Origin of the sequence: Methyloversatilis sp. RAC08 (genome assembly GCF_001713355.1) — a bacterium.
Lineage (GTDB): Bacteria > Pseudomonadota > Gammaproteobacteria > Burkholderiales > Rhodocyclaceae > Methyloversatilis.
The window spans coordinates 2,762,623-2,775,366 of record NZ_CP016448.1; the positions used below are offsets into that span (position 1 = coordinate 2,762,623).

Sequence of the window (12,744 nt, forward strand, 5' to 3'; positions counted from 1 at the left end):
TTGCTGGGGTTCCTGCATGGAAAAAAGCTCCCGATGGTCGGGAGCTTTTTTTTATTGTTTTCCGTCGTACCGCTGTTCGTGTTTCCCGCGACCGGGCTGTCAGAACACGACGCGCAGCGCATCTGTCAGTGGGCGCTGTTCACGGTGGCCGGATTCCATTCCCTCAAGCTCAAAGTCGCCATCTCGTGGCGCTGGGTTGGTGTGGTCTTGGCAATGCTGGGATACGGGCTGGCATGCGGCCGCTGGGCGCTGATTGAATCCGTTCATCTGGTTCTGCTGCTCGCCCTGTTCACGGTGTGGACGACATCGCTCCGTGAGCGTCCGGAATCCGCACTGCCTCAAGTGTATGCAGGCATTGCGCTGTGCTATCTGGTTCTGATGCTCCCGCGCTGGGCTGCCGTCATCATTGAAGGTTTGCCGTTTCACCCCCAGGAGTTCTATTTCGGGTTTTCAAACCAGCGCTTCTTCGGTCACTGGGTAACCTTGTCGCTCCCGATGGTAGTACTGGCGCGCGACCGCCTCGCCGCGCTCACGCGTTCGCCGTGGGTGCTCGATGTTGCGATGGGCGCATGGATATCTTTTGCACTGGCATCCGGTACACGCGGGACGTGGATTGCTCTGGCGCTGGCGATAGTCGCCGTTGCCGGCTGTGGAAAGGGCGGGCGGGCCTTCGCGTCGCGACTGATACGCGGCATTGCAATCGGGACCGTCGCCTATGGTGCGATGTTCGTGCTGCTGCCGTGGATGACCGGAAGTACCCAGACAGCGCTGCCAGGCGTGGGCCGTGCGCTGGAGGGCGCGCATTCTTCGGGTCGAGGCACCCTCTGGCTGTTTGCACTGGATGGCATCGAGGCACGACCCTGGATCGGTAACGGACCCATGTCCTACGCCATAACCGATGATACCTATGCGCGGCATCCCCACAATCTGCTGCTCCAGGTTGCGTACGAATGGGGGGTTCCGCTGGCATGCGTTATTGCTGCGCTGATCGCACGGATGCTGCTGCTGCAGATTCGGCGCGCGATCAGCCATGATGGAAGGGATCCGCTGCACCTTGCCTTGCTTGCGGTCATCGTGGGCGGACTTGCGCAAGCCCAGGTCGACGGGATCCTGATAATGCCGTTTTCCCAAGTGTGTTTCGTTCTGGTTTGCGCCATGCTCTGTTCGCTGCAGCCCGGGCAGAAGGTGCCGGCTGGAAACGGGCTGCCCGGCAGCCACCTTTATTTTTCGGTGGGCATTCTGTCGCTTGCCGCTGCGCAGTTATTCCTGATGTGGCCCGAGCTGTCGCGCTTTCTCGACTGGGAGGCTGAAAGCCTTGCCGCGACCGGCGTTCCGATGTATCAGCCGCGCTTCTGGCTGCAAGGCGTGATCGTCCCGGGCTGGGACTAACCGAGGCGAGCCGAAAGAAGCTTGTAGCTCTCGTTGAAGGGCCGAGAGGCGGTGGCCGATGCAACCCGTGGCGGCGATGTCCGGCGCTGGGCGATTTCCCGCCGGATATCCACGGACAGGACCAACGCGTCGCTGAACCTCATGACTTCGAACTCAGCTCAGCCCCCTGTGCCACTCGTCGCCACAGTGAACAAGGCGGAAGCCCACCTTGCGTCACTCAGTTTGTCTCCGTCGCTTCCGACGAAATGCTCAAGCGCAACACCGTCTGCGTCTCACCGTCCCGCACCCGGTTGCTGAACCACCATACCGCGCCCTTCTTCACCGTCCAGTCCGCTTCCTGACCGGACAGCAGCAGGGCGGCGAGGCGCCCGAGCGTGGGTTGGTGGCCGACGATGAGCACTGCGCCGCCACCAGTCGGCCATTCGGATGCGGCGATCAGATCGGCGACCGAGCTGTCGGTCGACAACAGGCGTGACGTCTCGAAGTCGAGGCCGAGTGCCTGTGCGGTCTGCTGGCAGCGGGTGGCCGGGCTGGCCAGGATGCGCGTCTGTTTCGGCAGCCTGGGCTTGAGCCATGCAGCCATCTGTGCTGCCTGGCGTTCGCCCCGGCCGGACAGGCGGCGCGTGGCGTCGGGCAGGGCGTCGACCGCTTCCGCGTGGCGCCACAGTATCAATTCCATGTCTGTCTCCTCCATCATATTCAGGGCGCGCAGCAGTGTGGGTGCCGGGCGTGACAGTGGAATGAATGCACGGCAATTTCAGCGCGGCAACGGCATGCGCGACAGGCGTTTCAGAAGCTTCGGAGCGTCGCTGACTATCCTGCGGTAGCGCGGCAGGTGATGACGTGCGATCAGCGCCACGGCCGCCACGAGGTCGGGGTCGTCGCCAGCGGCGGCGAGCAGGCGCGGGCCGGCCTGGCTCAGGTCATTCAGGAAGCCGAGATCTTCCTGTGCCTGCATCAGCGCACCGATCGCCCGTTTGGTCTTGCGCGGGCCAAGCAGCGGCGCGAAGAACTCGATCGCGTAGCGCAAGCGCTTGATGTCGATGCGCAGCGCATGCAGCGCACCGATGTCGCCATCGGCCGCGTGCCGGCAGCCATCGACCATGCGCGCATGGGCGCGGGCGAGGCGCTTGTGCGCCAGCGTGCGCAGATTGCCTTCGTCATCCGGCGGCAGGTCATGCAGCGCGCGCAGCAGCGCCATCATCAGTCTGGCCTGCCTGCCGTCCTGCAGCGCCTTCTGCACGCGGTCGCGCACTTGCTGCCGGGTGGCATGCAGCGCCGCATCGAGTGCGTGCAGATTTTCGGCAGCGTTGTGCGCGAGCACCGGCGCGAGCAGTTCGGACTGCAGCACGTCGCGATCGCGCAACTCGCCCAGGTCACCGGCGAGCGCGCGCAGCGGCAAGGCAAGATCGGCCGCCATGCCTTCCGGGAGCGCGGGTGCGAACAGTCGCAGCGCGCTTCTCAGGCGGCGCAGCGCGACCCGCATCTGGTGGACGAATTCCGGCGCATCGGACTGCAGCGCACCGACTTCGTTGGACTGGTAGTGCTGAATGCAGTCCAGCGCGACGGCGCGGAACGCATGCCGGGCGCCGCCGTGCGGATCGATTGGCGACCGCGTCGCACGCACCGGCTGATACGCCTTGTCTTCGATCAGCGCGTACCCGCGTTCTGCCTTGCTGCGCGATTCGGCGCGCAGAGGCAGCGTGCGCACCAGTGTGTCGGCGTGGTCGAGCAGCGCTTCGATCGGCGCGCCGGCCAGTTCCAGTTCCAGTTCGGAAATGCTGTCGCGTCGCCCGGCCGCTTCAATCATCCCGCGGTCGGCCATCAACAGCAGTTCGCCATCACCCGACGCGAAACGCCATTCGCGCCGCTCGAAATTCGTCTCGAACACCTGCGCCAGCAAGCCGCGGTCGCGCAGGCCTTCGAGCAGGCGACGCAGTGCCGCATCATCGACCTGCGAAAAATCGAACAGGCCGGTAAAGGGTTGTTCCCACTCCGGTCGGGAGGACAGGCCGGCGCTGGCCGCACTGGCACATTTCACCGTCTGCAGCCAGCGCCTGCCGACGCGGCGCAACCGCAACGCGACGCGCTGCTCGCGCAGCCGGAAATCCGGCGTGTCGAAATAGAGGTTGCGCAGGGTGTGCGTCTGCGGCGCGGCGGCTGCCTGACGCAGCAGCGGGTGCCGCGAAAAGGCACGCCATCCGTGTTCGGCGAGCGCCAGCTTGAGTTCCGTTTCCCGGCCCATGACTGTCCTGTCGCATCGGGCGTCACTGCCCGGAAGGCGCCGATGGTAGAACGAAACGGCCCCGCTTCGTCACCTTGCGGCGGCGCGGCACGATTCAGTCCGCCTGCCAGTGCCCCGATTTGCCGCCGGCCTTCTCGAGCAGGCGGATGCCACCGATCTGCATGCCGCGGTCCACCGCCTTGCACATGTCGTAGATGGTCAGCAGGGCCACGCTGACCGCGGTCAGCGCTTCCATCTCGACGCCGGTCTGGCCGGTGGTGCGTGCGGTGACTTCGCAGTGCACGGTGCTGCCGGCTGCATCGAGCGTGAAATCCACGCTGACCTTGGTCAGTGCGATCGGATGGCACAGCGGAATCAGGTCGGACGTGCGCTTCGATGCCTGGATGCCGGCGATGCGTGCCACGCCCAGTACGTCGCCCTTTTTCGCCGTGCCATCGCGCACCAGTTCGAACGTGGCCGGAAGCATGGTGATCGATCCGGCGGCGCGCGCCACGCGCGCGGTGTGCGCCTTGTCGCCGACATCGACCATGTGGGCCTGGCCTTCGGCATCGAAGTGGGTGAGTTGAGCGGGCAGCGGCATGTCGGTACTCATGATGTCAGGCTCTCAGCGCGCCATCGCCGACGGATGCGGCGGCTGGATGTTCAGTTCGAGCCAGTAGCGGGCCAGCAGGGTCAACGTTTCGGAAAAGCTCACGAAGTCGAGCGACTTGCGGACGAAGCTGTTGGCGCCAAGCTGGGCTGCGGTGCGTATGTCGCGCTGCTGCGAGGAAGCGGACACGACCACCACCGGCAACACGTGCGTCTGCGGGTCGGCGCGTACCAGACGCAGCACTTCCATGCCGTTGATGCGCGGCAGCGTGAGGTCCAGCATGATCAGTGCGGGTTGGTAACGCGTGTCGCGTCCGGCGTAGTTGCCGCGCCCGAACAGGTAATCGAGCGCTTCCTCGCCCGAGGGGACGACCTTGATCTGATCGGCCGGTACGATGGTACGCAGTGCCGTGGTGATGAGCTTCACATCCTCGGGCACATCTTCAATCAGCAGCAGTGCGTGCGAACCAACCGGAATCGATGACATCGGGAGCGTAGGCGTGAATGGGTGAGGATGGCTGTCGGGCTATGCCTGCGTCACGTGGCAGACGACGCCCTGCAGGTGCCCGACTCGCTGCCGGTTGTGCAGCGAGCCATCTGGGCTGCGCAGCGACGTTACAGGCCCGGATACCGGAACCGAACGATCGTTCACTTCGCTTCGTTATCATAGCATCGCCATGAGTCACTTCTTCACCCGCCGCAGCCTGCGCACTGCAGTCGTTGCGCTGCTTCTGCTGCCGCTTTCCGTCCCCGCGCAGCCGCTGCCGGATCTGGGCGATTCGGCCCAGGCTGACCTGTCACCCGCGCTCGAGAACCGCATTGGCCTTGCGTTGTGGCGCGACATGCGGGTGCGCGAGCGCGCGTATATCGATGATCCGGAAATCAACGGCTATCTCAATCACCTCGCCGACCGGCTCACCGAAAAGCTGCCCGGATCGACGCAGGACTTCGAACTGTTCGCGCTGCGCGATCCGAGCCTCAATGCGTTTGCCTGGCCGGGCGGCTTCATCGGCGTGCATAGCGGCCTCATCGTCACCGCGCAGAGCGAATCCGAGCTGGCATCGGTCATCGCGCACGAAATTTCACACGTGACGCAGCGTCACATCGCGCGCCAGTTTTCCAATCGCGGCCAGTCGACCATCATCGCGCTGGCGTCGCTCGTCATCGCCGTGCTGGCGGCGCGCGGCAATTCGCAGGTTGCGCAGGGCGCCATGATCGCGGGCCAGGCGGCGACGGTCGCGTCGCAACTTGCGTACACCCGCGATTTCGAGCGCGAAGCGGACCGCATCGGACTGCAGATGCTCGACAGCGCGGGCTTCGACACGCGAGCGATGGCGGCATTCTTCGAACGCATGCAGCGTTCGGCGCGCTTTTATGAGAGCAATTCGCCGGCCTATCTGCGCACTCACCCACTAACGGTCGAACGCATCACCGACGCCAGTGCGCGCATCGAGGAAACCGCCTACCGGCAGGTGCCGGACAGCCTGGATTTTCTGCTGGTGCGCGCCAAGCTGCGCGCCTACGAAGGCGATGCAAGGGAGGCGTTTGCCGAGTTCGACAACCGGATGCGCGACGTGCAGGGCAGTATCCGGCTTGCCACGCGGTTCGGCCTGGCGCATGCCGCATTGCGCAAGCGAGATTTCGCCCGAGCGCAGCAAGAGGTGGATGGCCTGCGCGCCGAGCGCTTCGAATCGCCGATGCTCGATAACCTTGCCGGCCTGATCAGTCTCGAGTCGGGTGATGCCAAAGGCGCCATCGAGCGCTTTCGCGACGGTCTGAAGCGTTCGCGCTCGCGCGCACTCACCTATGGCCTGATCGAGGCTCTGCTCGCCGACCGGCGTGCCGCCGAGGCGCTCGCCCTGATCAATGACGAGGTATTGGCCTATACGCAGGACCCGCGCCTGTATCGCTACCAGGCGCGCAGTCATGCGCTGCTCGACCAGCGGCTGGCGCAGCATCGCTCACAGGCCGAGGCCTACGCACTCAACGGGCAGTATCAGGCGGCGATCGAACAGCTGGAAATCGCACAGCGCGCCGCCGACGGCGACTTCTATCAGCAGTCGGTGGTCGACGCGCGCTTGCGCGAACTGCGTGAAAAGCTGGCCGAACTGAAGCGCGACGGGCTGTGAACACCGGGTCGGGCGGACCGGTGTAAACTCGCGCTCCTTTCATCGCGACCCGAGCGACCGGAGCAGACATGGAATTCGACAAGGAACTCGACGCGCGCGGCCTGAACTGTCCGCTGCCCATCCTGCGCACGAAGAAGGCGCTGTCCGAAATGAGCAGCGGTCAGGTATTGCGCGTCGTCGCGACCGACCCCGGTGCGGTGCGCGACTTCGAAGCCTTCGCTCGCCAGACCGGCAACACGCTGCTCGAAAGCAGCGACGCAAACAAGGAATTCGCCTTCCTGCTGCGCCGCAAGTAAGCCACGTCGCATGCTGGGGCGGTCTCGCCCCAGCCAGGACCGCGACGATCTGCCAATCGCAGGTGCGGCGGCCTGTGGGAGCGGCGGCCTCGCCGCGATAGTGCCGTGACCCTCATTGTGCAGAGTGGTATCGCTGCGAGGCCGCCGCTCCCACAAGACCGCCGCCGCTACCACAGGGCCGCTTTCAAAGGCCACCGCTCGCCATCCCCGCGCGGATGGCCGCCTGCAGAGCGGGCGGGTCATACAGGGCCAGTGTGGTGAGCGGCTGCCCGGTGCGGACCCTGCAGGAGTGGTCCAGGGGCGCTGTCTACATGCATCTGCGCGTCAGCCCAGACGGCCGAGCTGTTCCTTCAATTTGCCGAGCAGATCGCCGAAGTCGGTCATGCGCTTGCGCTCCTGTTCGACCACATTGGCTGGCGCGCGGCCGACGAAACTTTCATTCCCCAGCTTGGCTTCGCACTTGGCGATCTCGCCGCTGACGCGCGCGATTTCCTTGCCGATACGCTCGCGTTCGGCCGCCACGTCGATCTCGATCTTCAACAGCAGGCGGAAGTCGCCGACCACCTGCACGGGTGCAGGCGAGGCCGGCAACTCGTCGCCGACCGCCTGCACCTCGCTCAGTCTGGCCAGCGCCGCGAGGTAGGGCGCATAGCCGGTGATCGCCTCGACATTGCCGGCGGCCAGCAGCGGCACCTTCTGCGCCGGCGACACGCCCATTTCGCCACGCAGGCTGCGGCAGGCGTCGACCATCGACTTCAGTTCGATCACCCAGGCATCGGCCGTCGCGTCGATCCGGCTCGGCACCGCCTGCGGATAGCGCACGATCTGGATCGAGTCGCCGTCCTTGCGTGCCGCCAGCGGTGCGACCGTCTGCCACAGTTCTTCGGTGATGAACGGAATCAGCGGATGGGCCAGACGCAGCACGGTTTCGAGCACGCGCAGAAGGGTGCGGCGGGTGGCACGCTGCTGCGCCGGTGTGCCGTTCTGGATCTGCACCTTGGCCAGTTCGAGATACCAGTCGCAGTACTCGTCCCACACGAAACGGTAGATGGCCTGCGCCACCAGATCGAAGCGGTAATCGCCGAACTGCTTCTCGACTTCGGCTTCTACGCGCTGCAGTTCGCTGACGATCCACAGGTCGGGCGCCTGGAAGTGCAATGCGCCTTCGGGGCCGCAGTCTTCGTTGCACGGCGCCAGCCCGCAGTCCTGCCCTTCGCAATTCATCAGCACGAAGCGGGTGGCGTTCCACAGCTTGTTGCAGAAGTTGCGGTAGCCCTCGCAGCGCTGCATGTCGAACTTGATGTCGCGCCCCGGGCTGGCCAGCGAGGCGAAGGTGAAGCGCAGTGCATCGGTGCCGAAGGCAGGGATGCCGTCCGGAAACTCCTTGCGGGTGCGCTTCTCGATCTGTTCCGCCTGCTTCGGATTCATCAGGCCGGTGGTGCGTTTTTTCACCAGCTCGTCGAGCGCGATGCCGTCGATCAGGTCGATCGGATCCAGCACATTGCCCTTGGACTTCGACATCTTCTGGCCTTCCGCGTCGCGGATCAGGCCGTGCACATAGACGTCGCGGAACGGGATGCGGCCGGTGATGTGCGTGGTCATCATGACCATGCGCGCCACCCAGAAGAAAATGATGTCGAAACCGGTCACCAGCACTGACGACGGCAGGTAGAGGTCGAGCGCCGGATTGCTCTTGTCCGGATTGCCGGGCTCCCAGTCCGGTGTCCAGTCCAGCGTCGAGAACGGCCACAGCGCCGACGAGTACCAGGTGTCGAGCACGTCTTCGTCGCGCTTGAGCAGCGGCAGGTTTTCCTTGATGGCGTAGTTGCGGCCGACTTCGGGCAATGTGTCGCCGGACATTTCGCGCGCCATCGCGGTGGCGACGGCGAGGCGCTTCAGGTCCGCGTTCGATTGCGCCAGATGCTCGAAATACTTCTGGTAGGCCTCGGCTTCCGAATGCGCGACGAACACGTTTCCGCTGTCGTCGTACCAGGCCGGAATCTGGTGGCCCCACCAAAGCTGGCGCGAAATGCACCAGTCCTGGATGTTGTTCAGCCACTGGTTGTAGGTGTTCACCCAGTTTTCCGGGTGGAAGCGGATTTCGCCGCTGGCCACGACGTCGAGCGCCTTCTGCGTGATGCTCTTGCCGTCGGCACCCGGCTTGCTCATCGCGACGAACCACTGGTCGGTCAGCATGGGCTCGATCACGGCATTCGTGCGGTCGCCGCGCGGCACCTTCAGCGTGTGCTTGTCGGTCTTGTCCAGCAGGCCGGCCGCTTCGAGATCGGCAACGATGGCCTTGCGCGCGGCGAAGCGGTCCATGCCCTGATACTTCGCGGGCGCGTGCTCATTGATCTTCGCGTCCAGCGTGAGGATGGAAATCATCGGCAGACCATGCCGCTGGCCGACCGCGTAGTCGTTGAAGTCGTGTGCCGGGGTCACCTTCACCACGCCGGTACCGAATTCGCGGTCGACATAGTCGTCGGCGATGACCGGGATTTCCCGCCAACCGCGCGCGTCGAGAGCGTCGGTTCCAACACTCGTCAGCGGCAGCTTCACCGTCTTGCCGATCAGCGCGGCGTAGCGCTCGTCCTCCGGGTGCACCATCACGGCCACGTCGCCCAGCATGGTTTCCGGGCGGGTGGTGGCGACGGTCAGATGCCCCGAGCCGTCTGCCAGCGGATAGCGGATGTGCCACAGCGAGCCGGCTTCTTCCTCCTGTACCACTTCGAGGTCGGACACCGCCGTGCCCAGCACCGGGTCCCAATTCACGAGACGCTTGCCGCGGTAGATCAGGCCCTCTTCATGCAGGCGGACGAAGGTTTCGGTGACGATTTTCGACAGGCCTTCGTCCATCGTGAAGCGCTCGCGCGTCCAGTCGGGCGAGGTGCCAAGCCGGCGCATCTGGCGCGTGATGGTCGAGCCGGAAAACTCCTTCCACTCCCACACCTTCTTCACGAAGGCTTCGCGGCCGAGGTCGTGGCGGGAGATGCCCTGGGCGTCGAGCTGGCGCTCGACCACGATCTGCGTGGCGATGCCCGCGTGGTCGGTGCCCGGTTGCCACAGCGTGTTGTCACCGCGCATGCGGTGGTAGCGCGTGAGCGCGTCCATCAGCGTCTGGTTGAAGCCGTGACCCATGTGCAGCGTGCCGGTGACGTTGGGCGGCGGCAGCAGGATGCAGAAGTTCGGCTTGTTCGGGGTGTCTGTGTCCAGGCCGGCAGCGAAATAGCCGCGCGATTCCCACTCGGGGTACCAGCGGCGCTCGATGTCGGCCGGTTCGAAGCTCTTGGCCAGCGTCATGACGGGTTCGCGTGAAAGCAAACCGTCGATTATAGAGGCTGGTCCGGTGCTTCCGACGGGTCGCGGGACAGCGCGGCGGTGACCACCGCCACACTGCGCGCCTCGATTTCGCCAGCGATGGTGTCACGCAGGTCAAGTACCGCCTGCTCGCGGATGCGCGCCGTGGCGTTGTCGACCGCGGCGCCCATCGCGGCTTCGAGCGCGGCACGCAGTTCAAGCCCGACCAGCGCCGGCAAGGTGGTGCGGCTCCAGTCGTCGATCAGGCTCTGGAGCAGCGGCGCCAGATCGCCGAACTGTTCCGTCAGGGCATGTGAGGTGTTCTGCTGCAGCACGTCCCGGATTTCCGCGTTGATCTCCGCCCGGACCGCATGACGGGCCTCGTCCAGCAGATCCAGCCGTGTCTGCGCGGCGACTTCCTGCGTGACACGCTCGGTGACGTCGCGCGTGACCTGTTCGGCGACCTGCGCGCTGACCTGCTGCGTCACGTCTGCCGTCACCGCAGCAGTGACTTCAGCGGTGACGCGTGCCGTGACCTCGGCGGTGACACGTTCGGTCACGGCTGCAGTCACTTCGGCCGTGACGCGCTCCGTGACCTCGCTGGTGACCTGTGCGGTGATCTCCGCCGTACGGTCTTCCGGTTCGGCGATCAGCGCGTCGAGATCAATGGTTTCGGTGAGCAGCGGAATGCCGTCGTCGACCGGGGCCGGCGCGGCATGACCGGCGACGAAGCTGCGGCTGCGCCGCATCAGGCTGTCCGCCCGTCCAAGCAGATCATCACTCATGCGGGCTCCGCCGTGGCGTGTCGGGTGTGCAGGTCGCAGCCGTGCTGCCGGTAGAGCACGAAGCGCGCACGGGCGGCTTCGCGGTCCTCGGCGTCGCGGCCGACGATTTCGACGATGTGCTCGCGCTGCTCGAAGCCTTCGGGTACCTGGGCCGACAGGTTCAGCAGCACCGCATCGGCCGGCGCCAGCGCAGGATCGCGACCGATGCGCACCGGGCTGGCGTCGGCCAGCGGGTGGCCGTCGCGTACATGCGGCACGAAGGCGAGGTGCTCGAAGGTCCACAGCATCTGGTCGACGCGCGCCGCGAGCAGGTCATCTGCGCAGTGGATCCACACTCGGCGCCCGGCTGTGTGCCAGCCGGCGACCAGTTCGCAGGCGTGGCGCAGCTTGTCGGGCGCGTCGTGATGGAAGTCGACCCGGGGCATGGGCTCAGAGCTTGCCGGCGCGTTCGAGCAGGAAATTCACCAACAGCGGCACCGGCCGGCCGGTCGCGCCCTTGTCCTTGCCGCTCTTCCAGGCCGTACCGGCGATGTCCAGATGCGCCCACTTGTACTTCTTCGTGAAGCGCGACAGGAAGCAGGCTGCGGTGATGGAGCCCGCCGGGCGCCCGCCGATATTGCCCATGTCGGCGAAGTTGCTCTTCAACTGCTCCTGGTAGTCGTCCCAGATCGGCAGCCGCCAGGCGCGGTCGAGCGCACTCTGGCCGGCGGCCAGCAATTCGTCGGCCAGCGCGTCGTCATTCGCCATCAGGCCGCTGGTGACGTGGCCAAGCGCGATGATGCAGGCACCGGTCAGCGTGGCGATGTCGACCACGCAGGCCGGTTCGAAGCGCTCGGCGTAGGTCAGCGCATCGCACAGGATGAGCCGGCCTTCGGCGTCGGTGTTCAGGATTTCGATGGTCTGGCCGGACATCGACTTGACCACGTCGCCCGGCCGGGTTGCCGCACCGCCCGGCATGTTTTCGACCGTCGGGATCAGACCGACCACATTGATCGGCAGCTTCATCGCCGCGATGGCCTGCATCGTGCCGAGCACGCTGGCGGCGCCGCACATGTCGTACTTCATTTCGTCCATGCCTTCGCCGGGCTTCAACGAAATGCCGCCGGAGTCGAAGGTGACACCCTTGCCGACCAGCACCACGGGCGCATCGGCCTTCTTGCCGGCGCGATACTCCATGGCGATGAATTTCGGCGGCTGACGGGTGCCGGCCGATACCGACAGCAGCGAACCCATGCCCAGTTTCTGCATGTCGGCGCGCTCCAGCACGGTCACGGCGATGCCGCTCTTGCGGCCCAGTTCCAGCGCCTGCTCGGCCAGATAGGTCGGGGTGCAGACATTGGGCGGCAGGTTGCCGAGGGTTTTCGTGAAGGCGACCGCGTGGCCGATGGCGGCACCCTGCACCAGTGCCTCGTCGGCTGCGCTGGCGCTGCATTTCTTCGGCAGCGTGAAGGCCATCTTTGCCAGCGCGCGCGATTCATCCTTCTTGTGGCGCGCGTGCGTGTCGTAGCGGTACAGCACGTCGAGCACTGCGCTGGCCGCCTGACGCAGCGCGCGCGCGCCGCCGGACTTGCGCGGCGCCTCGTCGGCCAGCGCGCACACCGCATCGGCTGCACCCGTGTCGCGCAGCGCGCGCACGGCTGCCGCCACTGCGTCGCGGTACTCGCGGGCACCGAATTCCTTTTCCTTGCCCAGACCGACCAGCAACACGCGTTCGGCGGCAACGCCGGGCAGCTTGTGCAGCAGCAGCGTGCTGCCCGCCTTGCCTTCCATGTCGCCACAGCCGGTGATTTCGCCGATGCGGCCCTTGCTCGCCGCGTCCAGCGCGGCGGCGGCGGCAGTGAGCTTGCGGGATTCGTAGATGCCGACGATCAGCGCACCGGTGCGCAGTTTCTCGGGGCTGCCGCTCTTTATGCTAAATTCCACCCGCTTCTCCTCAAGTCAATTCGCGCCGCTTCAAACCGCCTGATTATCGGCGTGAAGCCGCACACGAGTCAAAAAAGAACGCTGCGAGGCGC

11 protein-coding genes are annotated in these 12,744 nt (G+C 65.6%); 3 read left to right on the plus strand and 8 right to left on the minus strand.

Annotation, left to right across the window (positions count from 1 at the left end; genetic code table 11):
• The gene (locus BSY238_RS12675; RefSeq protein WP_150123942.1) at window positions 1-1,389 is read left to right on the plus strand and encodes an O-antigen ligase family protein; all 1,389 of its coding nucleotides are present in this window, start codon (window positions 1-3) and stop codon (window positions 1,387-1,389) included.
• 217 nt (window positions 1,390-1,606) lie between these two features.
• Here BSY238_RS12675 and BSY238_RS12680 read toward each other — a convergent pair whose 3' ends face one another.
• The 4 genes from BSY238_RS12680 to BSY238_RS12695 all read right to left on the minus strand — a co-directional run bounded on the left by BSY238_RS12680 (window position 1,607) and on the right by BSY238_RS12695 (window position 4,709).
• The gene (locus BSY238_RS12680) at window positions 1,607-2,068 is read right to left on the minus strand and encodes a SixA phosphatase family protein (protein WP_069039461.1); all 462 of its coding nucleotides are present in this window, start codon (window positions 2,066-2,068) and stop codon (window positions 1,607-1,609) included.
• 78 nt (window positions 2,069-2,146) lie between these two features.
• A complete protein-coding gene (locus BSY238_RS12685) occupies window positions 2,147-3,634 on the minus strand; it encodes a CYTH and CHAD domain-containing protein (RefSeq protein ID WP_069039462.1) in 1,488 nt (495 codons plus the stop codon).
• A gap of 94 nt (window positions 3,635-3,728) precedes the next feature.
• Window positions 3,729-4,226 carry a cyclic pyranopterin monophosphate synthase MoaC gene (gene moaC, locus BSY238_RS12690; RefSeq protein WP_069039463.1) on the minus strand — a complete coding sequence of 166 codons (498 nt, stop codon included), beginning with the start codon at window positions 4,224-4,226 and terminating at the stop codon, window positions 3,729-3,731.
• 12 nt (window positions 4,227-4,238) lie between these two features.
• Window positions 4,239-4,709: a response regulator gene (locus tag BSY238_RS12695; protein WP_069039464.1), complete on the minus strand. Its 471-nt coding sequence runs from the start codon at window positions 4,707-4,709 to the stop codon at window positions 4,239-4,241.
• A 190-nt stretch (window positions 4,710-4,899) separates the two neighbouring features.
• Here BSY238_RS12695 and BSY238_RS12700 point away from each other — a divergent pair, with 190 nt between their 5' ends.
• Both BSY238_RS12700 and BSY238_RS12705 read left to right on the plus strand, forming a co-directional pair.
• Window positions 4,900-6,351, plus strand: a complete 1,452-nt coding sequence (locus tag BSY238_RS12700; protein WP_069039465.1) for a M48 family metalloprotease — start codon at window positions 4,900-4,902, stop codon at window positions 6,349-6,351.
• Between the two features lie 68 nt (window positions 6,352-6,419).
• A complete protein-coding gene (locus BSY238_RS12705; RefSeq protein WP_069039466.1) occupies window positions 6,420-6,647 on the plus strand; it encodes a sulfurtransferase TusA family protein in 228 nt (75 codons plus the stop codon).
• Window positions 6,648-6,971: 324 nt separating this feature from the next.
• On the opposite strand, the gene BSY238_RS12710 is transcribed toward BSY238_RS12705, so the two are convergent.
• The 4 genes from BSY238_RS12710 to BSY238_RS12725 are packed head-to-tail and all read right to left on the minus strand — an operon-like array spanning window position 6,972 to window position 12,652.
• Window positions 6,972-9,947: a valine--tRNA ligase gene (locus BSY238_RS12710; RefSeq protein WP_069039467.1), complete on the minus strand. Its 2,976-nt coding sequence runs from the start codon at window positions 9,945-9,947 to the stop codon at window positions 6,972-6,974.
• Window positions 9,948-9,976: 29 nt separating this feature from the next.
• Window positions 9,977-10,729, minus strand: a complete 753-nt coding sequence (locus tag BSY238_RS12715) for a hypothetical protein (RefSeq protein ID WP_069039468.1) — start codon at window positions 10,727-10,729, stop codon at window positions 9,977-9,979.
• Window positions 10,726-11,154 (minus strand): DNA polymerase III subunit chi, encoded by a 429-nt coding sequence (locus BSY238_RS12720; RefSeq protein WP_069039469.1) that lies wholly within the window; start codon window positions 11,152-11,154, stop codon window positions 10,726-10,728. Before BSY238_RS12720 ends, BSY238_RS12715 begins: the two co-directional genes overlap by 4 nt.
• A 4-nt stretch (window positions 11,155-11,158) precedes the next feature.
• Complete coding sequence (locus BSY238_RS12725; RefSeq protein ID WP_069039470.1) at window positions 11,159-12,652, minus strand: leucyl aminopeptidase; 1,494 nt, start codon at window positions 12,650-12,652, stop codon at window positions 11,159-11,161.
• Window positions 12,653-12,744 lie beyond the last annotated feature (92 nt).

What these genes read in the sequence shown, in the direction of transcription:
- BSY238_RS12720 (WP_069039469.1), bottom strand. Translation starts at nt 11,154, where the DNA reads ATGCCCCGGGTCGACTTCCATCACGACGCGCCCGACAAGCTGCGCCAC.
- BSY238_RS12680 (WP_069039461.1), bottom strand. Translation starts at nt 2,068, where the DNA reads ATGGAATTGATACTGTGGCGCCACGCGGAAGCGGTCGACGCCCTGCCC.
- moaC (WP_069039463.1), bottom strand. Translation starts at nt 4,226, where the DNA reads ATGAGTACCGACATGCCGCTGCCCGCTCAACTCACCCACTTCGATGCC.
- BSY238_RS12705 (WP_069039466.1), top strand. Translation starts at nt 6,420, where the DNA reads ATGGAATTCGACAAGGAACTCGACGCGCGCGGCCTGAACTGTCCGCTG.
- BSY238_RS12685 (WP_069039462.1), bottom strand. Translation starts at nt 3,634, where the DNA reads ATGGGCCGGGAAACGGAACTCAAGCTGGCGCTCGCCGAACACGGATGG.
- BSY238_RS12715 (WP_069039468.1), bottom strand. Translation starts at nt 10,729, where the DNA reads ATGAGTGATGATCTGCTTGGACGGGCGGACAGCCTGATGCGGCGCAGC.
- BSY238_RS12700 (WP_069039465.1), top strand. Translation starts at nt 4,900, where the DNA reads ATGAGTCACTTCTTCACCCGCCGCAGCCTGCGCACTGCAGTCGTTGCG.
- BSY238_RS12710 (WP_069039467.1), bottom strand. Translation starts at nt 9,947, where the DNA reads ATGACGCTGGCCAAGAGCTTCGAACCGGCCGACATCGAGCGCCGCTGG.
- BSY238_RS12695 (WP_069039464.1), bottom strand. Translation starts at nt 4,709, where the DNA reads ATGTCATCGATTCCGGTTGGTTCGCACGCACTGCTGCTGATTGAAGAT.